We start from the raw sequence: 24229 nt of genomic DNA, 5'->3' as shown, positions 1-24229 counted from the left end.
GCGGCAACGCTACATACCGCTAGACAAGAGGCTCTGATACCCCGAAGGCAGGCTTTCTCTGCCCTCGCGTCGAGACTGCCACGGCGCATAGCCGGGTCAATGAAGTTCTATTTGTGCCGGTGGCACCGCAACTATTCCGAGGGTCGTGGCAGTCGAAGCGAATCAGATTTCGTCGACTTCCAGAACGCACCCCGCTTACGGGTTATCCCCAGTCAAGGCCTACGTGAGCGGATCAGCGACTGGCACCAAACGCAGCATTCGATAGATTCGGCTACCCCAATATAGAGCTCGACTCCTCATCTGGCGGAGCTTGGAAGTGGACGAAAACACGCAGGCAGTTCAAGCACTGGCTAGCACTCTCGAGCATCTCGGCGCACCCTATTCGTTGCCAGAGGATTGGATCATCCTCTGCGACAACGATGATCTGCGCTATATGCCTAGGACAGCGGCAAAGCGGCTGCTGGCGAAGGCAAAAAAAGAAACCGTGCGGCGGTGGCTCTATGCTCGCTTCGATCCCACCGATATGGAGCTCGAACTCTTAGAAGAGTCCGACTCCAGCGACGAGAACGAGGTCTTTGACGACAGACTGCTAAGGCAGCGCGCGATCAATTCGATTGACGACGTTGTATCCTCCGTCAAGTCATCGCGAGAGGCGTATGCAGGTCTAGGAGACGGCACCGACCAACCGCTGGCGCATAAGGCAACGGTGGCAGCGCGCCTATCCTATGGGTACCCCGAGGAACGGCCAGAGCGGACGGATTGCTTCGATGACGATGTGCGTCGCCAGTGCCGACGGATTATCAATGAGATCTACAGCCAACCGGTCAAATCCGGATCGCTTGTCTACTTTATCAGCACCGACAATCCGGAATTCGTGAAGATCGGTTTCACCACTTGCCTTGAGCGGCGACTGAAACTATTGCGAACGGCTTCGCACGTCGATCCCACCATTCACCTGACGATCCCGGGTCCGAAATCGCTCGAAGGCGAGTTGCACACTCGCTTTGATGCGGCTCGGATCAACCGCGAATGGTTCCGGATGACGGACGACATCAAGAGCTTCATTGCAACGCAAGGTGAGTGTTGACGCTTTCATCGCGGCTCTCTTCGAGGAGCAGCGAAACGAACTCCTACGGTGCCATCTGTCGCTTGTGATGGACCTCGATAAAGTCCTCGCCGATATCGCCGTAGAATTCCGCAAAGTTAAAGCCGCATGCAAGGCAATTCGTGCCATAGTGATCTTTCGCAGCTCTGACCAGCTTAGGGTTTCGCACGAAGTACTTGGTTTCGCGCGACGAGCGCTGGCCCTCCTGAAATTCGGCCTGGTTTATGCCGCCATCACTATCTGCAAGCGCATCCTCCCTAAGTAACTCGAAACTTTGCAGGAAGCGCTCATAGTTTGGATTGCCAGCCGGATAGAACACGCAGCGCTGACCAATAAAGCCCTTGTCGGTGATCCGGCTTTTCGTGGGTACGACAAGGTCGCGTGCGGTGGCCGGTATCAGGTGAGCGTCTTTTGTGGCGACCTCGAAATAGTACTCCCAGTCGCCGCGAATTGAGCCTCTCTTGGCCGGCTGCAATCCACGATGGACTGTTGCATTCTCGTACCATCCGACCACACGCAGCTTCATGCTCCGCCGGTCGACGGCGCAGAATACGATCGTGACGCCGGGGGCGGAGACATCGCTCTTCCGGGCACCCAGTTTGCTCAGATTGAAATTCTGACCGCGGTTCTCAACGAAGCCAAACGTCGTCCCGTTCTCGTCCGCAAAATTGAGCTGCTCGAGCGCAAAACCGTGTGTTGCCGGGTATTTCATGTTGCCCGGAAACATCTTTTCCTTTTTCGACTTGTACTCGTCGGCCCAAACGAGCCGGCACAACATTATCTTTTCGGCCATGACGTCGAAGACCAATAATTTCAGGATCAGAATGTGAGCGCAGCCAAGCTGCAACGCGTTTAGCTTGCACGTGTGCCAACTACAGCTCAAGCACGAATGATACTGCGCTGCACCAGAACCCAAGAGCCCAATCTACGCCAGGACTGGCCGAGGCTTTTATTAATGATCCGGGTACTCTTCCAGAACTATGCTCTCCTCGAATCTGTAGTGCCTAATGCGGGCTTTTCCGTAACGCATCGTCATCCCGTCAAGCACAAGAAAGCGAAGCCGCCCCGCGAGCAGCATCTGCATGAGAGGGCCCAGAACGTCTGCCGTCATGGAGAAGCCTCCGGTGATCTTGCTTCCGCGAATATCCAGATAGCCGACGCCGAGCGGGTGCTGCTCAACCTTCGCCTCGATGCGGGATCGTGACACATCCGGCATGAAAGTCAGCTCTGCCGTTGCCGCCTTGGCCTTGAGCTTGGTGGGCAGCATCACCTGCGCGCGAACCTGCATATGGCGAAAGTCGCTGTAGGGGCGCTCATCATAGCGAGGATCGTTCACGCCAAAACTGTAGCTCCAATCCCAGTCCTCGATCTGAAGGATATAGCAGGCGACAACATTCGCCGGCCTAGCAGGGCGCTTCTGTTTGCGCATGGGCATGGCTCCCGGTTAATCGGCGCAGCATAGCGTCGCTGTCATTCGCCGGCATCACGCGGCCCCCAACCCAGCCGCACCACGCGCTCTTCTTCGGCCTTATCGCACCGTCCTCGGCATCCAGCGCAAGCGCAATGCGCTCGTCCACTTCGTTCCCGCCAAGGTGCGCCTGCCTCCTCCGTCGCAGCGGCCTTCCTTCAAGACCGCGATTGGCGCGGTCAAAACGATGGGAGGACGAGATGCCACTTTTGACAATCAGCGAACTGATGCACCTGACGCGCGATGAACTTTGCAAGATCGCAAGCGAGATCGAGCAGGGGCTGCCCGAATGCGAGGCCGGCACCTCCGAGCGACTGAACGCTCTGACAAGCCTCGAAAATATCCGGCGCGTCATGACAATCCGCGGCTTTCAGTTCTGAGGGCTACCAAAGCAGAACGCCCCTGCCGAACTTTCAGCAGGGGCGCCTGGCTTGCCTTATTGCTATTCGGCGTCACCCACGAAACGCTTCCATCCTGCGCGAACCGCTCCGACCGCGTCCGGGCTTCTTGGAAGGACGCTTCGGTGCCCTCACCAGTTCGGCCTTGGCCTCAAGCAATTCGCCGATGACGGTCTCGGGCACGGTGAGCAGCAGCTTGCTCTGCTCCCCGCCGGCGAGATCCTTCCACTTGAGCCGTGTCTTGTAGGGCTTCGCTGGATTGAAGCTCTCGGTAGGCTCGAAGGTCTCGACCCGGAAGGGGATCGCCCTATTGACCGCAACGCAGTCCTCCGCGAACAGCAGCAGCTCGTGTTCGGCCGCAAATTCCTGTACGGCCTGTTCTGAAAGAACGATATCGCGGTTCAGGAGAACAAGGCGCGCCTTGAACTCCTTCTCCGGCTTGAACTCTGGGTTGGCAGCGGGATCGAAGTGCTCGACAAACGCGACCTGTTCAACGGGCACGAGTCTCTTTCCGATGGTAACGACTTTCATCACATTCTCCTTTTTACTTGGTTGCTCGAGGCACAACGCTAGCGAAGGAGTGCGCGAAGAAGGACCGAAAGGATTGGGAATCGTGGCGTAGCCGTCGGGAAAGATTCGGAATCGAGATCAGCAATCGGAATCTTCCGGAATATCTCGCAACGTTTGGCGAGATGGCGCGCACTCGCCCAGCATACAGCCGTCCTCATTGGCGGAATGATCGGGAACGTTTTGCGATGCAACATTTTATGTTTGCTTTAAGCCTACCAAAAAAAGACAATGAGGCTGCTCGTTCGGCGCTTTCATTGGCCGAGGGAGCGTAAAGAATGAGGGGGTTACCTATTTTTGGCAGGCGACGAAAAGTCCCGCCAGCGAGGTAGAAGCGATCGCTCCCATCTCTGAAGGCCTTCGCGACCGCGAGGGATATCTCAAACAGCTGGGAGGATATATGCAGTCAAACGCCGCGCCTCAGAAGAACCATGTTCACCTCGCGGATGACATACTTGAAGGAGCGGAAGCGATTGCCGATTTCCTCTTTTGCGGTACGAGCGATCGCGAGCGCGGCCGCAATCGTCGCAAGGTCTATTATCTTGCGGAGAACAGCCAGCTTCCGTTTTTCAGGCTCGGCGCGATCCTTTGCGTACGCAAGTCGGTGTTACTGGATTTCATTGCTTCACAGGAGATACGCGTCTTGCCACCGAGGGAATATCGCTCCCGGAGACGGCATGGACGCGCGGCCGGCGAGGACAATTTCGAGCACAACAGCGATATCTAAGCTTCGCACCTTTGTAACGGCGTGAGCTACGGCGAGCGGCCTTGAGAAGGCTCGAACGCAAGGGCCAGAAAAGGGCCAGCATCCTTGAGCAGGGCAGGAAACCCTTGAAGCGGATCGAAGCGAGGTCGAAGGCAACCGCGGGCGGAAACTGAACGAAGCCCATTGTTCCCACTCCCGCGAGCGAAAGCGTTGGGGCCGTACAGCGCCTAGCGCGACTGTTCGCGCCTGCGTTCCTCGTCCTCGGCTATGTGCCGGCAGGCCATTTCATACCATCTGTAGCCGTCGAAATAAGAGATCTCGCCGCCTCCCCCATTGGCGTAATGGGCCCAGGCCTGCGCCCGTTCCGCTTCGACGCGCTGGTCAGCGGTGGGACCGTATATACGCTCACCCGTTGCTGTTAACGGCTCCCACATAGGCGCTCTCCTGACGGGCAATAGCCCCCGCGAATTTACCATTGCGACCTGGGAGAGCATTCGAAGAGACAGGGAATGTCTTGTAGGGTGACTGCGATAGAGCTTTCGAACGCGCTATTTCGGATTGTTGGTTACGGGAGCAGATTTGAACCAGCGACCTCAAGGTAATGAGCCTTGCGAGCTACCAGGCTGCTCCATCCCGCGACCTGAATGAGTGAACGGTATGCTCGACGGAGAGGCCTCTGGTAAGAGACTTATTTCCACCTAAAGTAATGCCCGACAAAGCTACATTCGTCGTATCGCCTAGCAGCGGGCCCGCCAGCCCTCGACTGCTGCCGCGCGATATCGTGCAGCTTCGCCGAAGGAGCACCTCCGATGTTAGATGCAATGAAAGAATACGGCAGGGCGGACATCATTCAGCAACGACTCGGCCTAAGTCCGTCGATTGGCCAGAAGCTCGCCGCCATCATCACCTTTGCTGGCAGCATCGAATATAATTTGGAGCGCGCGCTCTGGCGGCTCCGACGCATCGATCCGAGAGGCGTCAAACCCGAAACAGATGCACGAGTAATCACCGATTTGATCTCAATGCTTGAACGTTTTGCAGCCGACCTGGTACCGGGAGACGAAAAGGCCCTGCTCGAAGGGTGGTGCAAGTCAGCACGCGACGGCTTCACGATCAGGCACAACATCGCGCACGGCGTGGCCATGACGCTCGGTAGTACACTGGTGTATGCGAGGAACTCCAGATGGCATGGCGAGATACGCAAGCGCGAATTTGGAGACTTCTGGGCCGACGAACCCACGCTCGATCTCGTTCGCGAGGCGATGGCCGTTCTTCTGCGTCTCGCCATTAAACTCTCTAGAGAAGAGATTCCGCTGAAGGAGATAGCGACCCCCCTAGCCCTCAAGGCGCTGCGCACAGCTCGCTCAGTGCTTGGGGAATTTGCCAGCCGAGATTGCAACCCGAGTTTCGAAAAATATTGAACATGATGTCGCATGCCCCACAAAATGTCATTTGCGACGCTGCCCGAACGGCCATGCATCCGCGAGATTTGAAGTCTCGATGTCTTCGAAAGCTACCGGCTTGCCCGCGTCGAACAGGGCCTTCGCTTTCTGCATTGCCGCCTCGGAGGGAGGCCAGTAGCCGAAGTCGGTCACCAGCCGCGGGACGCGTACCCGCGTTACCAGCGACATCGGCTCCTTGTAAGCGATGGCCGACAAGGTTTCCTCAGAAGTAACCGGCTGGAGTGTCAGCGGGCCCTTGATCTCTTCGAACTTCGCGGAAATGTGCAGGCGCTCGACTTGCCCGGCCTCGGCATCGCGCAGAACGCTCTGGCTGAAGGTGCCTGGCAGGGACGCAATCAAACCGGTCGCGGTCGTCGTGGCCATGACATGCCATGTCGCCTCCTCCCGCGCCGACTTCAGACTGATGATATGCTGGCCAATGATCAGGGGGATCGCGCCGTTCATCCAAAGCCAGGCGATGCACGAAAGTAACTGCGGGCCGGATGGCTCATCGAGCAGGTCTAAGGTTGCATTGACGAACTGTGGATTGTCATCAAAGCGTTCCTCGACATAAGGCAGCACGGTGATAGCCGTTTGGGTTATCAGCACGAAGACCGTGGACTGCATCGCCGCACTGATTTCTTGCTTGAGACGGTCCGCGCTTAGGCCTTCGAAGACAAGCGTCTTGATGCCCCGCGACTTCGCCGCATCCTGCGCGTCAGCCGTATATCCGTTGGCGCTGATAAGTATGCCTTGCTGCACAGGAATGCCGACTTCTTCAAGAATGCGGATGAAGCCATCTACGGCAGCGGTGTCGAGAGCCTTGGCCTCGTTCTTACATCCCATACCAAGGCGTACCGGATAGCCCGCCACGCTGGATGTAATCAGAACGTCGATTTCGCGGCGGCGCCCGTTCTTGCTATGCAAGACGGGCAGCTTCTTCCGTTTCTCGACGACAACTCCCGGCACCTCGTGCATCATCGCGACGAGATCTTCCAAGAGGTCTCCCTTCCGCTTAGCCGTCACGTCCTGCCCCTCCCTCACTCGCATTCGCCCGAAACTCAGCAACCGCCCCGCTGAGCCGTTCCATATTCTGAGAAAAATTGCTTATGTACCACTTGAAGCGGCTCCAACTGTAGCTTTCGGTCGCCCACCGGTCGGCATTCCATCCGCAGGTGCAAAGTTCGGATATGCCAAATACAAACTCAAGCGTGTCGGTAAAGAAGGGCGCAAGCTCGTAGGCAGCCTCCTTGGATGTTTTGATTTCGCTGCCGTGCACGAAGAAATTTCGCGCCTGTACGCTGTGAGCAATTGCCTCAGGCATACCGGCAAGCTTTGAAGAAATAGACGGGGGCACTGTGGACCAGCGCTGCAACACTTTACTACGTAGATTGAGGTCGCCGATGCGACCGAGATTATTTAAGAACATCTCCTTGCTCTCGTTGATCGTCGCGCTTGCCTTAGCGGCGGACCGCACCTGTCCTATGAGCTGATCGACAAGGCTCGTTATTTCGGCTGACACCTTTTTCATGAAATCATCCGACGGCAGCAGATCGAAAGCATTCGCAGCGCCGACCAAACGATCCGTGGTGTAGTTAGAACCTCGCCGGAAGCCTCCGATGAAGCGTTGCCGAGCGGGATCGCGGCTACCCGTCGTATCCATCCACCGCGCGAGAACCCTGGCGAACTCGTCCTCTTGCAGACCGCCATTGAGAAGCGCGTCCGTCGGATGCAGCGTCTCGGCCTTGCGGTGCTCGGCATGCATGACATGCAACGAAAGTGAGGCCTCACGATCCTCAGCATGAGCATGCCGCAAACTAATCTCTTCGATGTCTTGCTGAACTTGCGCCGTCAATTCGAAGAGTGAGACCATTTGATACATGGCCTTCAAGGCAGCGTCGAGATCAACGGGCGCCCCGAATTCCAAGGTGACACGCACTTTGTTGCGCAACTCGATGCCATTGGGTGATGGAAATTTTCCCGACGTCGCATTCCAAACGCTGATCTTACCGAACGCACAATTTGTTTCGACGATGGGGCCTCGATCCCAGTGGTAGTAGAGCCGCAGCCAGCCTCCACGTCTTCGATGGCGCGGCTTCTCCTTAATCTTACGAAGGAGTTCCCTACCTTGTCCAAACGACAGCTTGCGATCTTCAAAAATACTTCCGAACGTTCCCCAATCGTAAAAAAGATTATTCGCGTCCGAAAAGCCAAATGTAATCGAGGTAAGCACGCACTCGGCTGGCTCAAGGTGACGAGGACCGAGCGTCACGAAATTGGGACGCAACGTGATATAGTGCCGATGCTTACCGTGATAGGTGGCGCTACCCGAAAGCGTGAGCGGGACGCAGTGAAGTGCTGAGATACTGACACCTTCGTTCGATACACCTCGCACGCAATCCATCTCTTCGTCTTTGAGATGGAAAAAATCTTCAGAGTAGATTTGCAGTTCGGTGGCCATCCCATCGAGTTTCAGGCCGCCGGCATGGTCGACGCCCTGAATTTCGAAATGGCCGAGGATATTTGTCTTTGGATCAGCTTCGGTCATACGGGGCGAATCCTCATGGCGGCGCGTCTACGGAACATGCGAGGCTTTTGCCGGATCAAAAAGCTCGGCAATCATGGCCGTGACGTAACGAAAGGGCTGAAGGAACATGGGAGCGTTCAGGACGGTGTCGCTGCCGTGGGCGAACATGTTGCGTATCATCGTGATCGAACGGACATCGGCGGCAATCAAGCCTTGCGCATTGGCCGCCTCAAGTAACTCACCAAGCATCGCAGGCCGCATGGGCTTTCCTTTGCGCGTCGTACGTCCCGCGAACTGACGGCCGATGCGCAGGCGCAACGCCAACTCAAGGCAGGGGAATGTCTGGGCGGCGGCGAGCGTCAGGAGATCGTAGGCGAAGTATGAGTAGATATAGGCGTTGCGAATACCATCGTGACAGCCTCGAACGGATTCGGGAACGTAGTCAGGCAGCGCTAGGCCGCTCATATCGCCATGCAGGGCGTCAAGCGTGCTGCCGACAAAGCCGGCCGAGCCGGCGTAGTAGGGATCTGGCGAAAGAAGATTGCGACCGTCTTTGAGCATATCGATCTCCAACCTCGTCGGCGGCTATTTAGCTCCTTACGGAGTGGAATGAATTCGACGTGAGGCGCTCCACTTCCGCCCGAACGCGCTCAACGGTCAGCCCGCTTACGCCAAATCGTTCAAACAATGAAGCGACGAGTGGATGGAGCACGTCGGCCAATTTGTCCTTGATGTCTTCCACCGAAACAGTGGTTTCGAGCAGGGCTTCGTCACTTCGCGCCGCTCCACCCTCAAACATCAAGTCGCTGGATGGGTTACCCCAATTCCGGAGGACGCGCCCCGTCAGGCCCATGTAGTGCGCACGCATGCGGACCTTTATATCCGTGGTGTCGCGTTTCATGAGCGCTGCGAGTTCGGCTGCATGCAGCAGCAATTCGCCCATGCGCCAGACCGGAAGAGTCGTGTCAAAGATCGTTGCCGGTGCGAACGTATCTTGCGAATCCTCCTGGTAGCCTCGCATGAGAAAGGCGCGACCTGTCGGCGCAACGCGCCAGAAATCGCAATGGGCGGGATCGCCCAGGGGACGGTTCGCTCCCGTCTCATCCGTCGGCTTAAGCCAACATTCAATCGTGCCATCTTTTTCGTAGGGTGCCAGTTCGTGCCGGGTAAGAAACAGGAACAGAGGCCAACCCGTGTGCCGAACGACGGCCCTTTCCAGCAGGTCTCTGAATTTATGCAGCTCGAAAGTTGGAAGGTCGCCTTCGAGCGCATAGTCAAATTGGTACGAACCACCGGGAAAGCGCCCCGGTGAATCGTCAGGAAGCTTCTTGGTCAGTTCGCGCCATCGCGCGAATGCCTCCGATACGAACGCTCCTTGAACGCTATTGGAATCGCGCTCAAAGACGAGACCCACGACGCGCAAAATGTCGAACACCTTGGCAAGCGTGAGCGTCTCCTCGCCACGATCGAAGGCGACCATCGTTGGAATGGAAACGCCCGCAAGTGCGGCGTGCTCTTTTTGTGTCAGCTTTTCGGCCCTTCGGCGCCTGATCGCTTCCGCGACGACCGATTTCCAATTGAGCTGCTCTACTCTTCCAGGATTCGCAGGCATGCGCCCCTCACGATGTCAGAATAACGATGAACGAACCCGTCCGGCGGCTCACCTTGCGGAGGCTCGATAATGGAAGCGGCTTTCTTGACGCGCGCCTTTAGATCAGTGCGAGTCTGATCGACGGCCGCTTGGGAGAGCCCGATACTTTTGCCGAATGAGGACAGCAGGGGCCACGCAACTTCATCAAGATTGGGCTTCTTGCCATCGATCGAAAGCGCGATGTTTTGATCGTAGCCATCATAGAAGGCGGTATTCAGGATGTCGTAGGCAGGCGATAGGCGAAGACCTTGCTCCGTTTCTAGCAACGAGAAATTCTTCAAGTGAGCGTCGCAATTGCCAACCAGGACAAAAACGATCACGCGCCGGAAGAACTTAAGGAGGTCAATGTCGGGGCGAACGGAATGCTTTTTGAGAGCTGCGGCGACCTCTTCGTACGAAGCGTCGTACTTTCCGCCGAAGTCGGCGCCTCGGGGCTTAACGAGTATCTGCGCGAAATCCTCAAGCCTAATCTTTTGATTGTCCGACGTTCGGTCGAAGCGCGTGACGACAAGGCCAACTTCGTTGAGTTTGGAAACTTGCCCTTGCGTGAAGGTATTTACCTCATCGGCGCCTAGTAGAGCGGCAGCCCATCGCAAACTTAGGGCTTCATTGCGGACCAGGCTGTCGAGCCGCTCGGAATTGAATTTTGCGATATAAGGCGCCGGACCGGTTGCGGCCGCTGGGGCGAAATGATCGCCCTCCTTTATGACAAGCAATTTGCGCTGCACGCCGGAGATTGTTCGGCCGGGGCTGGCCGTGACTTCCTTCACCGGTGGAAGGTTCTGCGCAGCGTCGTCCTTGCCGCGCACGCTGACGGCGCCGATACAGTCGGCACCAAAGCGTAACAGCAGCCCGAAGTCATCTTGCTCCTGAAGATGGGCAACGTGGGCCTGCTTGTCGCGAAGCCAGCCTTCGGGGCCGAGATGTTGAAAAAAGGGGTGCAGACCCTGCTTCCATTCGTGCTCGCGCCGACTGACGGGAAAGCAGCAGCCGACTTCGGTGGTCCAGTCTGCGTTATAGGTAAAGCGCGAGCCTCCGGTGGCGGTTTCCTCAAGGGTTCCGGCCACCTCGTCCTTGAACAGGATTTCTGCGCTTCTCACGGTCATGCTAAAACCTTTCTGATTTCAGAGAAATTTTGGCCATGGAACTAAAATATAGCTTCCTTTTTTGAGATTTTCTACCTATAGATAAGGTATAGGTTACCTTAAGCGAATTAAGGCTCGATTAAGAAGCTATAGTTTCTCAGAACTCGCTTATTTTTCAAGTACTTGCTTAGACATGAACCTGGCCGAAGGGGACAATACTAGAAGAAGCGTTGAAAATCGAACAAATACGGAACAGAATGCCGCATGGCTAATGAAACGTATCAACCAGCCCAAGTCGCGGCCCCCGCAGCGACGGGCGGTGCTGGGCCTCAGTTTGAGGCCAAGGTTGGTGCGTTCTACGTTCTGCCGCTGCTGTCGGGAGGCGAGCCCCGTGGCCTGCCCGGAGCCGCCGTCCGAAGCGTCGCCTTTCAGCAAAGGGTCGCGGACCATCCTCTCGACGATGTGGTCATTAAAGCGGTCAATCGCGATGGCTCTCCAGCCACGCTGGAGATCCAGGTCAAGCGCACCCTCACCTTCACCGCCTCCGACACCGAATTTCGAGACGTCGTCGGACAAATCTGGGAAGCGGCGCAGAAGCCCGATTTCGTGGCAAGCCGGTACGAACTGGCAGCGGCGATCGCGCGAACGACAACGCGTATCGAGCAAGCCTGCCAGGAAGTCCTGCATTGGGCTCGCCAGTTACCCGACGGCGCGACCTTCGCCGCGCATATCAACCGGCCGTCCTTCGCATCGAACGACATGCGCAGTTTCGTCGAAGTCTTTCGTACCAACCTCGGGCTGGCCGAGGCGCCGACAGACGACGAGACGGTTTGGCGGCTGCTTCGTCGCTTCCAGATTCTGGTTTTTGATTTTGAGTCGGCAGGCTCGGATTACGAACATCGCGCGCGCGAGAATTTGCGCTGGATGCTTAGCGCCGACCAAACCGACCGCGTCAACGATCTTTGGCCGGTTCTCATTGATTATGTCGGCGCCAGCGCTCGCGCGGCCGGAACAACGGATCGGCCTGCAATCGCCACGCTCTTGGAACAGCAGCATGGTGTTCGGCTCACACCGCATGCCTATCTGCGCCCCGTCTATGAGCGCCTCGCGGAAGCCGCCGAACACGCCCTCGATGAAATCGACGAAGCCGTTGGTGGTGTACGCCTCGCGCGGAACACACTGATTGATGGGGCGTACGACGCCATCCACCAGCATCCTACGGTACTGATTCAAGGCCGGCCGGGTGTCGGCAAATCCGCGGTCATGAAGCATCTCGCTGTACGTCTGCAAGCGGAAGGCTGCATCCTGGCCTTGCGCCGCGGCAGGATTGTTCCAGGCGGTTGGGCTGTGATGGCTCACACGATCGGCTGGGCCGGCTCGCAGGCGGACCTGTTCAATGAGCTTGGGACGGGTGGCGGAGCGGTACTGTTCGTCGACAACATCGACCAGATCGACGATCCGGGCGAGTGGGCCACCGTCACCGATCTGCTGTCGCAAGCGGCCCGGAGTCAGGGCTGGCGCGTCGTCGCAACCTGCGGCGTCGAAAGTGATGACTGGAAAACCAAACTTCCCGCGCGCGTACGAACGGCGGGCATCGGCACTTTGGTGGTCGGAGCCTTGTCGGATGAAGAAAAAGTCGAGCTGTCCGCGCAGAACAAAGCACTTGCTCTGATTTTGGCCGACGGCCATCCGGCAAAGGGAATTGCTGAAAACCTCTTCTATCTGTCGCGCCTGATCGAGCTTGGTGTCGGACAGGACGCCGGCATCGCGACCGAACTCGATCTCGCGCGCCTGTGGTGGCGTTACGGCGGCGGACGATCTGAGGACGACCGGAGATTTGCGCGCTTGAGGCTGCTGCGTGCAATCGGCGCGCAAGCGATCACGAATCCCTCGCAGGTGACGTTCAAGGTCGATGAACTCGATTCCGCGACCGTCGCCGAATTGTTGCGTCTCGAAAGTCTGCGCGAGGAAATCCGAGGCGCAAGCATAACGTTCCGCCACGATGTGCTTCGTGATTGGACGATCGGCTTTCAGATCCACGAAGATGCCGGCCTGTTGGCGGCGGTACCGATGGACCGGCCACTGCCGACCATTTTGGGACGCGGCCTTGAGATCGCGGCGAGGCTTGGGTTGGCTGATGATCCGACCGGGCAACGCTGGCTGGCATTGCTTGCGATCACCGAGCGCGAAGGATGCCATGGAAGCTGGAAGCGGCCGATCTTGCTGGCGCTTCCGCGCTCGGAAGATGCCCTGACCTACTTTTTGACCCTGACACCCGTTCTGCTGGAAGCTGGCGGACATCGTCTGCGGGAAGTCATCCGGCTAATGATCGCGGTCGAGTCTGAGCCGCTCGCCGCGTTGATCGCGCGCGTGAGGCCGGACATATCCATTCCAGGCGGAGCGGGCGACTTGATCGCACCGAAAGGCCCGGCCTGGGTTTCGCTCGTGCTTTGGCTCGCGATATCGGCGAAGTCGTTGCCGCCCGAAATCATTCCGGATGCCGTGAAGGTGTCTCAGGCATGGTTGATCGTGACGCAAGGTCACAACCACCCCATCAACGCCCAGATCGTCGATGTTCTTTTTTGCTGGCTCGCGCTTATCGAATCCCGATTGAGGCATCGCGTCTATCGGGACATCAGCGAAGTTCCGCCATCCCTTAACATTGATCACGCGGATGACGTGCGTAGCGAAATCCGAATGATCGTGTTCACCTTTGCGAACCTGAACCCGTCCGCCGCGGCACGATATCTGTCAGGCATCAACGCGGGACCGATCAACCATCATGATCAGGAAACCCTGCTCAAGTCACCCGGAACCATGCCTGAAGCCGCACCTGGGCCATACGCGGATTTTGTGCTGGGAACGTTGATCGAGAAAGATGATCCAGACCGCTACTATAGGCGGCGCCGCGACTACGGTCCGTTCGAGATTCACGAGCATGTCTTCCTGGATACGCCAGCCGATGGCGGTCCGTTCCTCACGGTTTTGAAGGCCTCGCGCGAGGACGGATTGCGGCTTGTTCGCGGGCTCGTCGAGCACGCGACGGATTGGCGGCGCGCGCAATATCAAGCACAACGAAGGCCGTTTCCGCAAATCGATGTCCCATTTCCGGGCAAAGCGAAGAGATTCGAAGGCGATCTAACCGTCTATCGCTGGGCGCGGGCCTCCGGTCCCTCGCTGATCGCGGCAACGGCACTGAGAGCACTTGAGGCCTGGGGCCACCTCGAGATCGAGGCTGGACGCCCGTTTATGGAAGTCCTCGAGGATATCCTTGGTCCTAATGGCTCAAGCGTTGCGTTTCTCAGCGTCGCGGTTGACCTCGCTCTCTCGCATTGGCAAGCGACTGCTGATGTAGCTTGGCCCTTGGCAGCAAACCCTCGATTGCTTCAATTGGATGAGGATCGCTTCCGGCACGACATCTCTGGCGTCAATCGCTTTCCTCGTGTGCGAGGTCAGCAGATGCAGGCTGCCGTTCGCGTGGATCTCGATGCGCAACCGTCTCGACGGACGCGCCTGGCCGACATGATTGGACGTTACGTCTTCCGCGAAGATGCCAGCACCCTTGGGCTTCTCCGAGCGGCCATGGAACAATCGCGTGATGATCTCAGTGGTCAGGACGACGAGCGTGCAAATCGGATCGAAGAGCTTCACCTGACGGTCACCCGCGCCCTTCGCATGATGGAGGCTGACAATTGGGAGGCCGTGACGCGGACGTTGCCGGACGGCGCAGAAGTCGAAGTCTACCAGTTCAAGGAAATTCCCGAGGAGCAGCAGAAGCGAGAAGACCAAGCTTCGCGAGCAAACGCTGGCCTTCAACGGATGAATATCCGCCTTCGGATTCAGTCGGCTCTTATTGAGCCTGACAAATCCACGCCGGCTCTCGTCCAGGAAGCCCTCGCGTGGGCAAAGGCGCAGCCTCTGGAAGTCGAACCGAAGTCAGACGAGGACGACGACAACTACGACGCGGAATGGAATCGGCGAGCGGTAGTGATGACCGCTGCGCTGGTGGCACGCGACTACGAGGCCGCGGATCGCGAGGATGCCCTGACCTGGGCACGGCCAATCTTGCTGACAGCATCGGCACAAAACGATCGCGAATATCGTGGCAACGATCAGATCGAATATAACGCTACGGCCTGTGCCGCGCTCGGCATCATTTCTCTCTTCCTGAGAGATCGCGACACGACGACGCGCGATATGATCTTGGAGCTGGCTGGGTACGAACACCCTGCGGTGCTGGAAGCGCTGGCTCAAACTCTGTTGCGTCTTGGTGAAGTTAACGATCGAATTCCGCGGTCGATCATCCGCATCGTCATGGTCAGCGCGGTCCATCAGCGCCGCGTTCTAGGTCTTGAGCGACAGAAGGAGAATGACCGCCTTCACCGCGACGCAATCGATGCCGCGATCGCTATCGAACGGCGCTGGCTTGACGGAGAAGGCACGGAACCGTCATGGCCCGAGCTGGCATCGTGGCGGACGGCGCCGCGTCGGGGCATTCGCCTAGGCAACGATGAACATATTGAAGACGACGATGACGGCGAGGAGCTACCAAGTCATTACGTCGATGAAGACGCGATCGCCAAGCTTGCGCATCATCTTATCCGTTTCGCGATCACCGACGTGCCTGTCTGGGTTAAGGATTTGGCCGTCCACTTGATGACTTGGACCGACGCGGCGAACGGCCCGCATGGCGAAGACGTGCGCGAGCGCGACCATCGACCCGACACTTGGAACATCGCGTTTTTCAATTTTATCGGGGTGTTGAGTGTCGCGCTGCCGCACGCGCAAGCCGTAGACCTGTTCTTAAATCGCATCGAGAGCTTCAACGACGAAGCCTTTCATGACGTAATGGCATCATTCCTTCGCGGGTATGATAGCGCGACGGTCGCAACGGATACCCGAGAGCCTGAAAATCCCGCCAGTGTCCGTGAATTGCTCGCGTCCCGCATCAAACGCGCCCGGAACTATCGGCGTCTGGGCCGCGAGAAAGGATTTACCAGCGAAACTCATGCCGGCGACGCTTTGAATGCGATGTTCTATCAGCCGTCGCGCTGGGCTAACACGGGACGTCCGACAATTCCCGTCAATTGGCCGGGCTTGCAGGCGACCATAGCAACGCTGACGGACCTCGTGGTTGGAGCTCCGACGTCAGGCTATCTGGCGAGCCTGTTCTTGAATTTGGTCGAATCGTCGCATGACAGGGCGCTCATTCCATTCGTGGTTCAGGTCATGACGGCCTGGTGCTCGGCGTACGGCGTCGACCGAAATTTCTGGGCAGAAAAGAACATTGGCAACCGCGTGTGCGCCTGGCTCGATCATACCCTCGCTAACGATGCCACGTCGCATGCTGTCCTGGTTGACCGGGCCGATGAGTTGTTCAACTCACTCGATATCTTGGTCCAGTCGGGCGTCGCCCAAGCACGCATCGTCGAGGAAAAGATCACCAATCCCGATGGCGGCCGCAAAGCCGGCTAGCTAGCTGGGCTGCTGGGTGACGAAGCCCACTTCTATCAACTGCCAAACGCGCCCTTGCCACGGCTCCGCCAGGCTTTCCAAGCGGACTTCATGAAATCCGTGCCCCGTGTGACCCGTCGTCGGAGGCGCCTCCATGTTGGATGCGACCGCCAAGTCGATTTTCGATTGGGGGCGATCGGCGGCAGCCACCCCGCGACTGGACCGACGTGGACATTAATTCCGGAGGCAAACTGCTGCTGCTTGTACGGCGCTCCGCGATACAGAATTGCGAAGCAGGTTTCGGCCAGCTTGCGATAAATGCTGTTTTCCGTCGCGCAATAGTGCAGCAGAGCCACGGTAAACTGCTGCCCACCTGCCTTTGCCACTACTTTTACATAAAGGCCGCTTTCATCTGGTTCGCCAACTTCGACCATCCATCCAGCGTCCCGCAACGGACGAACAAGGTCTTTGATACATTCCTCAGACAAGAGTGCCTTTCGCAGAAGGGCACCATCGTCCGTCGGCATTTCCGGCACAAGCCGTCCATGTTTCTGATAGCGCCGCTGCTCGATCAGCTTGAGGCTCATCTGCGCATTGGCTTGGAACAAGGCTTGTTGCCACAGCAGCGTGCTGTCCTCATTCATCTCGGGGAAGAACAGCGACACGACGTGCGTCTCGTCGTACCAGGATTCAATCAAGGCCAGTGTTGCCAAGGCCACGACCAAACGGCTGAAGTTTCCTGATTCCTGCCAGTCGGAGTGGGTTCCGTGCGCGAACATGTGCCGATTGAGCCACGTTAGACCGTCATACTCGCCCGTCTTCTGAAAGAACGATTTCTGCAGCCAACGTCGGAAAGTTTCAAACGCGAAGATGCGCTCGTCCTGACCAAGCAGGTAATCCTTGGTCAGATAATCCTGAGGTACCCACATTCGTTCATAGTGAAGTCGAGCCGCATTTTCAATGCAACGATCGATGACGCGATCGATCTTGACGCCTATGGGCAGCTCGCTTTCCGAGCCGGAAACGATCCGCGTTAAACCTCCTTCGATGGCCGGAATGAGCGCGGAAATACTCGCGGCACGATAGCCACTATAGAAGGCGAGATACGCCTCACGCGCTAAGGCACGGACATCTTGCAGGCTCCGCGCACTCGGCAAGATCTGCGCAATGCAGACGGCCTGGAAAGACAAGGTGTACAAAGTCGATGTATGATAATTGAAGAGCTGGATGGCCTGCTCTCGCGATCGGAGTCTTGCGTCACCAAGAATTTTCTCCGTCTTGTCCCTTGGAATCCAAAAGGGAGAGAACCACTCCACTTTCTCCCACAACGTAGCCTTTGCTTCGGCGGCTTGCCGCCGGGCTTCCCAGTTCGGATCGCCGGTTGGTTGGATCTTCGGGAAGCATGCCTTGACATCGCCGACCGTAAGCACAACGGCGGGAGTCCTTGCGAAAACCCCGACCTCGCGCTCTTCCACGCTTGTCACGTCGAGGCCGCGTTCCGTAGCCCAAAGTTGAATCAGCTCGGGCGTCACCGTGCCATGCGACGATGCATTGCATGCGCGGTTCCAGACCGCTTGGAAGTGACGATCTAAATCTGAATCTGACATCGTGAGAGCCTACTATGGCTTAGATCATTGCTCTCAAGCCGGTCAATTATGAAACCTGCGAGTTCAGCCCCCAGACCCTCCGGGCAGGATAAAGGCCGCTAAGACGCCTTCGGCAGGGCCATCGCACTGGCCACCATCCGCTCGCAGTATTCGTAAAGCAGGTCATCACGGCTTAAGGCACGAAGTTCTGCGATGTCAGGAGAGCCCGCGAGATTGCTAAGCAATTGCTCACGCGTGATGGAGCTATGGCTCTCCACAAAGCACTCGAATAGCTCAAATGGATCTTCGGTCTTCCGCGCCACTGGCCTAACTCTTCCAAAATACGAGTCCCTGTGCGCGCGATAGTCGGCCAATTCGTCGGATGACATCGACTCTTTGACAAGCGAGGAGTTGCCGTTCGTATCGACGATGGCATAGCAGGCTTCACTGGCATCCTCATTGACGCACGCGCTTGTAACTCTTCCGATGATGCCGCCTTTCGCTGGATCACCAAAGCAGTATGTCTCGCCGATGATGGCACGTGATCGACCCTGAAGTGCCTCGGATGGCAGACTGCCGTCGAACGTGGTCGGGAAACGACCATAGGACAGGATCGCCTCACCAATATGGTGCATGTCGATATATTTTTGCTTCAGTCGGTACGCCTCGGATACGCGACGCATGCCCGGTCGGTTTAGATCGGGCAAGCCAAGACCGAAGGGGAAAGCTGCAAGAGGCATTTGATCATTCAGGAAGCGATGAAACGCAAAGTTCGTCACAAACACATAGGCGGTCACGCCCGGCGCCAGTTCTCGCTTTTCATATTGCTCAAGTCGCCTGGCGGCATTCTCAATCCACGGTGGCTTGCCGGCAGCATCGATGATCTGTTCGGTATTGAGATCGATGAAAATGAGGCGCTCATCCGCCGCCGGTTTCGCGAGCGCATCATTAAGCTGGGGGATCAGGCGATTCAGTGGATTCATATCCTTTGTTCCATCGCGCTGCGTTTTACCCAGCAAGCCCGCGACCGAGCGCATTTTTGCCTCGACCCAATATTTCTTTCCCGTGCGCTTTGATACGGCGGCGTACTCGCAGTGCTTGGTCTTCCCGTCGGTCTCGTCTTCCAGGGTCAGCTCAAAGCCCGCACGGATCAGGATGTTTGCCACCACCAACTCGTAGTAGGCGCCCTGAAACTGTTCGACGATCTTGAGCCGTTGAACAAGACGCTCCTGCAGCTCGACATTGTGTTTGATGAGGTAAAGACTGTAGGCAAGCCCGAGGTAACTGGCGACGACGCCGGTGACGGTCATGGCGGTGGGCTCACCCGCCTTTTTGATCATGCTCTGCTGATAGCGACAGCAGGTGTCGTACCACTGGATAAGAGGGTGACGCTCGGCAAAGGGTTTTGCCAACTCGGCATTGCCCCATGCGGGGTCCAGAACCTGCTTGATATAATCGGCGAGAAAATCAGGAAATGTTTTCCAGGTTGGCGAATGATACAGCGTCATTCCAACCGCAACGAGCTGCTGATCGTTGGCCTTGAAGGCAACGATCGGACGGCCGAAACCCTGTTGCTGTTCGCGAATTCTTTCGGCTGCTCTTTGCTGTTCGAAAGCACGTCGGATGTCTGCCGTACGGTCCGACGCGGGCGCTTGGTTGCCAGCGGCATAGCTTCCGCAGCATTTTTTGAATTTCAGTCCGCTGCCACACGGGCAGGTTTGATTGCGCCCAGTTTTCACGATGTATCAGCTTACACCGAACGAAGTCGGCTCGTATCCACGTGCCGATCGGCGGCATGAACAATTCAGGTTTGGTGCACAAATTTTTGTGCCGTTTTGTGCCAGTTTTGTGCCGTGGAATTCTTGGGAGAGCTTGGGAATCCAAGCCGGAATTCTTCTAACTCATTGCAAAATAATGGTTTTCGTTCGAACGGATTGCGAATGATTTGTAGGATATGAAAAAGCCCGCCAGAGGCGGGCTAATTCGTTGATTTCATTTTGAAATCTTGGTTGCGGGGATAGGATTTGAACCTATGACCTTCAGGTTATGAGACGGAAGGTCGGAATGAAGGCGGAAGCGCTCCCCGACACTGCAGCCATATCAGAACTGTCCCCGCCGCATGATGCTCGCGAAGACGGCCAAGCAGCACGGCCCTTGAGGGGATCGAGCGGGTTCGCGTGCTGCAGCTGCACGATCATGGCGGCCCGTATCGGTGCGCGAGCTGTGTCTTAATTCTAGCATAGTGAACTTGGCAATTGCCGCTTTCCTTGACCAAACGGTTGACCAGCTTGATGAAGCCCGACATCTCGCGTGCGACGCAAGCACCAATACCGCAATTCGGTTCAAGTCGCGATTTGAGGCAGATGCTCCGCCGGCTGTGAACCTGCAACGAACACCTGAAGGATCAATGCGATAGGCGCTCGCGCGCGAAGACTGCTGCTTCTTCGATAGAGGCCATGCCTTCGTCAAGCATCGGCGCAAACAGCTGCCAGGAGTGGCACATGCCGTCCCAGATCTTCAGCTCGGCGGAGACACCTGCCTGATGTAGCCGATCAGCGAGTTGCATGCTGTCGTCGCGCAGCAGTTCCCACGATCCGACATGAATCAAGGTCGGGGGCAACTTCGACAGCTCGCCGTTCAACGGCGCGAGATAGGGCGATGTCGGCGCCTGACGGTGAAGGAGATCATCGCAATGTTGGGATCAGCGCACATCGCCTCGCCCGCCGGCTCGGCAGAAGGCGGCAGCAAGGTGGGTGAGGTCGCCGGGCGCCATCTCAAAAAGGTGCAGCTCGAGCTCGGCGGCAAGAATTCGCTGATCGTGCTCGACGATGCGAACATCGATGTCGCAGCATCCAACGCAGCCTGGGGCGCGTTCCTGCATCAAGGGGCAGATCTGCATGTCAACCGGTCTCGTGCTTGCCCATGCGAGCGTTGTCGAGGCATTGGCGAGCAAGGTCGCCGAGAAGGCGCAGCATCTGCCGGTGGGCGATCCGTCGGCCGCGCCACCCGGCAGCACTTGCAGCACGCCCTTGGGCAGGCTCGCCTCTTCGAAAATGCGAGCGATGATGATGCCGCCGGACACCGCGGTGCGGGGATCGGGCTTATGCACCACGGCGTTGCCGACTGCGAGCGCCGCGGCAATGGCGCGTATGGAGAGCACCAGCGGGAAGTTGAACGGCGAGATCACGCCGACTACCCTATGGGGTACACGCTTTGCGGTGTTCGACCGCCCCGGCTCCATCGACGGCAACATAATCCCGTTGGGCTCGATCGCGATCGCCGCTGCATGGCGCACGAAGGCCGCTCCGTGCTCGATCTCGATCGCAGCCTTGGGCTGGATTGAACCGCTCTCGCGCATGATCCAACCGATTAGCTCCTCGCCATTCTGCTCAAGCAGATTGGCCGCCTTGTTGAGGATCGCTGCACGCTCCTGCGGCAGTCTCAAAGCCCATGCGGGCTGGGCCTGGCGCGCCTCGCGTGCGGCGTTGGCAATGTCTTTCGGATCGGCGATGCCGACCGAACCGAGCACGGTGCGCGTCGCCGCCTCGCTGATCTCCATCACGCCGCCGTCGGTTGCGCACCATTCGCCGAGAAACGCCTTGCCGCGCCAACGCTCGACGGCAATGAAATCGCGAGCCTGCATGTTCATCGAAAGATTCTCCCTCCGCATCGTGCGGATCGATTGACTGTGCGGTCGTTGCGACCGCGGCTTGCCGTGCGGGGGAGAAAGAGGGGCAAGACGGCCATTGCGCGCCGCGCGGCCGTGACGCGTGCCGCACACATGGTCGAGACCGTTGGTCGGTCTTCTTGCATCGCTTCCTCCCACGACGCCTCAGCAGTCAGCAAGACCGATGCCAGCCCATACCTGCGCCCCAGGACCGCCTAGCAATTTCTGAAATTAATCACGATAAAACAGGTGCTTATCAGAACGGTGACAAATATCTACGCGCTCTACGTCATAAGCCTTCCATCGTCCGGCTTTCGTGAAATAATGAAAGTCATTTCACCAGACATTTCACCATTTCATGAAAAATCGAGGCGCAGATGGCGGAGCGTGACTCTCGGATTTCACTGGCGGAAGCGTCCCGCCGAGCCGCCCGCATTCTCACACGCGGCGCCAGTAGCGAGCTCGACAATGGCGCGGCTCCGACATTCAACGATCTTGCTGAGTCGCTGCATTTCGCGCTCGGCGACGGCCGCATCTGGCTTAACGACAGCGCATGGTGCTGATGCAGTCTCAGGTGCTCGGTCGCCTGCGTACGGAGATCATCGACGCATTCGGCATCGAAACCGCCAAGGCGCTGTTCATGCGTGTTGGCTATATGCAGGGCACACGGGATGCGGCCCTGATACAAAGGCGCTTTCCTAATGAGGATCTCACTCACGCGCTCGCCGCAGGACCGCGCGTTCACACGCTGGAGGGTTTCGTCAAGGTCACCACGCGGCATTTCGAGTTCGATCGCGACAAGGGCGTTTATTTCGGCGAGTTTTATTGGGACGATTCATCTGAAGCGGCCGAACATGTCGCAAGCTACGGCCTCGCAACCGAGCCGGTTTGCTGGATGCAGGTGGGCTATCCATCGGGCTACACCACCAAGCTTTTCGGCAGTCCGGTAATCTTCCGAGAGATCGAATGCGCCGGCATGGGAGCATCCCGCTGCATCATCGTTGGTCAGCATGCGGATGCCTGGGGCGACGATGCCCCTGAGCGCAACTATTTTGGGTTGGAATGGAAGAGCCGCTCAGTGCATACGGTCGGCAACGTTCCGGTTGCAGCCGATGAAAGCCCCGCCCCCGCACTCGACAACAACAACGTCGCGGTCGGCGTGTCGACTGTTCATCCGCACCCGCCGCCAGCTCGAGCGCGTCGCCGCGACCGACGCCACCGTGCTGTTCGTCGGCGAATCCGGCGTCGGCAAGGAGCTGTTCTCCAGCCAGTTGCACGCGATGAGTCGACGCAGTACGGGTCCTTTCGTCGCGATCAACTGCGCGGCGATCCCCGAGCAGCTGGTCGAATCCGAACTGTTCGGCGTGGAAAAAGGCGCCTACACCGGCGCCATCGCCTCGCGTGCGGGCTATTTCGAACGCGCCTCCGGCGGGACGTTGTTTCTCGACGAGATCGCTTCAGTGACCTATTCGGCGCAGGGTAAAGTGCTGCGGGCGCTGCAGGAGCGTAAGGTCGAACGCGTCGGTGGCACGAAAACCATCTCACTCGACGTCCGTGTGGTGGCGGCATCCAACGTCGATCTGACCGTCGAGGTCGCGGCCGCCGCTTCCGGCAGGATCTCTATTTCCGGCTCTGCGTATTCCCGATTGCTATCCCGCCGCTGCGGGAGCGGCGCGACGACATCCCACTCCTGATGGCGCATTTTCTCGGCATCTATTGCGCGCGGCACGGCCGGCACCTTATGGGCTTCAGCCGTCGTGCCACCGACGCACTGCTCAAATACGATTATCCCGGCAATATTCGCGAGTTGCAGAACCTGATAGAGCGCGGTGTCGTCTATGCAGATGACGGCAGCACCATAGATATCGGTCATCTGTTCAGCGGCTCAGAGCTGCTTCCGCCGTTCTCGATCCAGCTCACCAGTGAAGGGCGGCTCGGACACGCGCCGTTAATTGAAGACAAGAGCACCGCCTCACTCAGCAGAGGCGCATCGTTGCCAGATAAGTCGTTTGCAGAGATGGAGATCGCCGCCTATCGCTCGGCACTGGCCCAGGCGGACCGCAACGTGTCGGCCGCCGCGCGCCTTTTGAAGATCAGTAGACCAAAGCTCGACTATAGACTTCGCCGTCTTGGCCTAAGAACATGACGACAGGTCATTCTCCTCCCGGCTTTGCCGATGACGTCTACTGAGCCGCATTCCGTAAGATGCAGGCGGGGATGTTCTCGAATATTCGGAGAAATTTCGTCGCTCGCGGCCAGCCAAAGCGACGCATGTGAGCGCGCCGCAAATAGAAAACCCCGGCAATTGCTGCCGGGGTTCGCATTTTCTTGTTCGGCGTGACGCGGCTGGATCAGAAGTCCATCCCTCCCATGCCGCCCATGCCGCCGCCCGGGGGCATGGCGGGGCCTGGAGCGGCCTTCTTCGGCAACTCGGCGACCATGGCTTCGGTTGTGATCAGCAGCGCCGCCACGGAGGAGGCGTTCTGGACCGCAGTTCGCACGACCTTGGTCGGGTCGATGATGCCCTTGGTGACGAGGTTGCCGTACTCGCCGGTCTGCGAGTCGAAGCCGTA

The 24229-nt window shown here is 57.9% G+C and carries 18 protein-coding genes, 1 tRNA gene and 6 pseudogenes; 11 read left to right on the top strand and 14 right to left on the bottom strand.

Annotation, left to right across the window (positions count from 1 at the left end):
• Positions 1-316 precede the first annotated feature (316 nt).
• A complete protein-coding gene (locus tag Q3C01_RS28040; protein ID WP_458148526.1) occupies positions 317-1087 on the top strand; it encodes a GIY-YIG nuclease family protein in 771 nt (256 codons plus the stop codon).
• Between the two features lie 43 nt (positions 1088-1130).
• Here the strand turns inward: Q3C01_RS28040 and Q3C01_RS28035 are convergent, their stop codons facing one another.
• Together Q3C01_RS28035 and Q3C01_RS28030 are read right to left on the bottom strand one after the other, a co-directional pair.
• Complete coding sequence (locus Q3C01_RS28035; RefSeq protein WP_458148525.1) at positions 1131-1898, bottom strand: HNH endonuclease; 768 nt, start codon at positions 1896-1898, stop codon at positions 1131-1133.
• Between the two features lie 159 nt (positions 1899-2057).
• Positions 2058-2534, bottom strand: coding sequence for a hypothetical protein (locus tag Q3C01_RS28030; RefSeq protein WP_458148524.1), 477 nt, complete (start codon positions 2532-2534; stop codon positions 2058-2060).
• A 239-nt stretch (positions 2535-2773) separates the two neighbouring features.
• Here Q3C01_RS28030 and Q3C01_RS28025 point away from each other — a divergent pair, with 239 nt between their 5' ends.
• Positions 2774-2953, top strand: a complete 180-nt coding sequence (locus tag Q3C01_RS28025; protein ID WP_458148523.1) for a hypothetical protein — start codon at positions 2774-2776, stop codon at positions 2951-2953.
• A 72-nt stretch (positions 2954-3025) separates the two neighbouring features.
• On the opposite strand, the gene Q3C01_RS28020 is transcribed toward Q3C01_RS28025, so the two are convergent.
• Positions 3026-3502 carry a hypothetical protein gene (locus Q3C01_RS28020; protein WP_458148522.1) on the bottom strand — a complete coding sequence of 159 codons (477 nt, stop codon included), beginning with the start codon at positions 3500-3502 and terminating at the stop codon, positions 3026-3028.
• A 436-nt stretch (positions 3503-3938) separates the two neighbouring features.
• On the opposite strand from Q3C01_RS28020, the gene Q3C01_RS28015 reads away from it, so the two are divergent.
• Complete coding sequence (locus tag Q3C01_RS28015) at positions 3939-4265, top strand: hypothetical protein (RefSeq protein WP_458148521.1); 327 nt, start codon at positions 3939-3941, stop codon at positions 4263-4265.
• Positions 4266-4806: 541 nt separating this feature from the next.
• Here the strand turns inward: Q3C01_RS28015 and Q3C01_RS28010 are convergent.
• Positions 4807-4882: transfer RNA gene (locus tag Q3C01_RS28010), tRNA-Met, on the bottom strand.
• 171 nt (positions 4883-5053) lie between these two features.
• Between Q3C01_RS28010 and Q3C01_RS28005 the strand changes: the two genes are divergently transcribed.
• Positions 5054-5665 carry a hypothetical protein gene (locus Q3C01_RS28005; protein ID WP_458148520.1) on the top strand — a complete coding sequence of 204 codons (612 nt, stop codon included), beginning with the start codon at positions 5054-5056 and terminating at the stop codon, positions 5663-5665.
• Positions 5666-5692: 27 nt separating this feature from the next.
• Here Q3C01_RS28005 and Q3C01_RS28000 read toward each other — a convergent pair whose 3' ends face one another.
• The 5 genes from Q3C01_RS28000 to Q3C01_RS27980 are packed head-to-tail and all read right to left on the bottom strand — an operon-like array spanning position 5693 to position 10970.
• On the bottom strand, positions 5693-6685 hold the full coding sequence (locus Q3C01_RS28000; RefSeq protein ID WP_458148519.1) for a restriction endonuclease: 993 nt from the start codon (positions 6683-6685) through the stop codon (positions 5693-5695).
• Positions 6686-6701: 16 nt separating this feature from the next.
• Positions 6702-8234 (bottom strand): ApeA N-terminal domain 1-containing protein, encoded by a 1533-nt coding sequence (locus Q3C01_RS27995; RefSeq protein ID WP_458148518.1) that lies wholly within the window; start codon positions 8232-8234, stop codon positions 6702-6704.
• A 27-nt stretch (positions 8235-8261) separates the two neighbouring features.
• Entirely contained in the window at positions 8262-8774 is a 513-nt protein-coding gene (locus tag Q3C01_RS27990) for a hypothetical protein (protein ID WP_458148517.1), read from the bottom strand.
• A 28-nt stretch (positions 8775-8802) separates the two neighbouring features.
• Positions 8803-9825, bottom strand: a complete 1023-nt coding sequence (locus Q3C01_RS27985) for a helix-turn-helix domain-containing protein (protein WP_458148516.1) — start codon at positions 9823-9825, stop codon at positions 8803-8805.
• Positions 9801-10970, bottom strand: coding sequence for a type II toxin-antitoxin system HipA family toxin (locus Q3C01_RS27980; RefSeq protein ID WP_458148515.1), 1170 nt, complete (start codon positions 10968-10970; stop codon positions 9801-9803). Before Q3C01_RS27980 ends, Q3C01_RS27985 begins: the two co-directional genes overlap by 25 nt.
• A 243-nt stretch (positions 10971-11213) precedes the next feature.
• Between Q3C01_RS27980 and Q3C01_RS27975 the strand changes: the two genes are divergently transcribed.
• Positions 11214-16424: a hypothetical protein gene (locus Q3C01_RS27975; protein ID WP_458148514.1), complete on the top strand. Its 5211-nt coding sequence runs from the start codon at positions 11214-11216 to the stop codon at positions 16422-16424.
• 35 nt (positions 16425-16459) lie between these two features.
• On the opposite strand, the gene Q3C01_RS27970 is transcribed toward Q3C01_RS27975, so the two are convergent.
• The 3 genes and pseudogenes from Q3C01_RS27970 to Q3C01_RS27960 form a co-directional block, all read right to left on the bottom strand.
• Entirely contained in the window at positions 16460-18010 is a 1551-nt protein-coding gene (locus Q3C01_RS27970) for a hypothetical protein (protein WP_458148513.1), read from the bottom strand.
• 98 nt (positions 18011-18108) lie between these two features.
• Positions 18109-19728 carry an SEC-C metal-binding domain-containing protein gene (locus Q3C01_RS27965; protein ID WP_458148512.1) on the bottom strand — a complete coding sequence of 540 codons (1620 nt, stop codon included), beginning with the start codon at positions 19726-19728 and terminating at the stop codon, positions 18109-18111.
• A gap of 665 nt (positions 19729-20393) precedes the next feature.
• Positions 20394-20654: pseudogene (locus Q3C01_RS27960) on the bottom strand (alpha/beta hydrolase); the annotation flags it as partial.
• On the opposite strand from Q3C01_RS27960, the pseudogene Q3C01_RS27955 reads away from it, so the two are divergent.
• Both Q3C01_RS27955 and Q3C01_RS27950 read left to right on the top strand, forming a co-directional pair.
• A pseudogene (locus Q3C01_RS27955) lies at positions 20589-20819 on the top strand (aldehyde dehydrogenase family protein); the annotation flags it as partial. The pseudogenes Q3C01_RS27960 and Q3C01_RS27955 overlap by 66 nt on opposite strands.
• Positions 20818-20937, top strand: a pseudogene (locus Q3C01_RS27950) (hypothetical protein); the annotation flags it as partial. The pseudogenes Q3C01_RS27955 and Q3C01_RS27950, both read left to right, overlap by 2 nt.
• A 59-nt stretch (positions 20938-20996) precedes the next feature.
• Here Q3C01_RS27950 and Q3C01_RS27945 read toward each other — a convergent pair.
• Positions 20997-21632: pseudogene (locus tag Q3C01_RS27945) on the bottom strand (aldehyde dehydrogenase family protein); the annotation flags it as partial.
• 401 nt (positions 21633-22033) lie between these two features.
• Between Q3C01_RS27945 and Q3C01_RS27940 the strand changes: the two are divergent.
• The 4 genes and pseudogenes from Q3C01_RS27940 to Q3C01_RS27925 all read left to right on the top strand — a co-directional run bounded on the left by Q3C01_RS27940 (position 22034) and on the right by Q3C01_RS27925 (position 23802).
• On the top strand, positions 22034-22219 hold the full coding sequence (locus Q3C01_RS27940) for a hypothetical protein (RefSeq protein ID WP_458148511.1): 186 nt from the start codon (positions 22034-22036) through the stop codon (positions 22217-22219).
• Positions 22210-22599 (top strand): annotated as a pseudogene (locus tag Q3C01_RS27935) (XylR N-terminal domain-containing protein); the annotation flags it as partial. The gene Q3C01_RS27940 and the pseudogene Q3C01_RS27935, both read left to right, overlap by 10 nt.
• Positions 22600-22768: 169 nt before the next feature.
• Entirely contained in the window at positions 22769-23350 is a 582-nt protein-coding gene (locus tag Q3C01_RS27930; protein ID WP_458148510.1) for a sigma-54 factor interaction domain-containing protein, read from the top strand.
• On the top strand, positions 23350-23802 hold the full coding sequence (locus Q3C01_RS27925) for an AAA-type ATPase lid domain-containing protein (protein WP_458148509.1): 453 nt from the start codon (positions 23350-23352) through the stop codon (positions 23800-23802). The genes Q3C01_RS27930 and Q3C01_RS27925 overlap by 1 nt, the downstream gene beginning before the upstream one ends.
• Positions 23803-24007: 205 nt before the next feature.
• On the opposite strand, the pseudogene groEL reads toward Q3C01_RS27925, so the two are convergent.
• Positions 24008-24229: pseudogene (gene groEL / locus Q3C01_RS27920) on the bottom strand (chaperonin GroEL); the annotation flags it as partial.

This window comes from Bradyrhizobium sp. UFLA05-109 (genome assembly GCF_054185165.1).
Note: the sequence above shows the minus strand (reverse complement) of the source record. Positions and strands in the feature narration are given on the sequence as shown.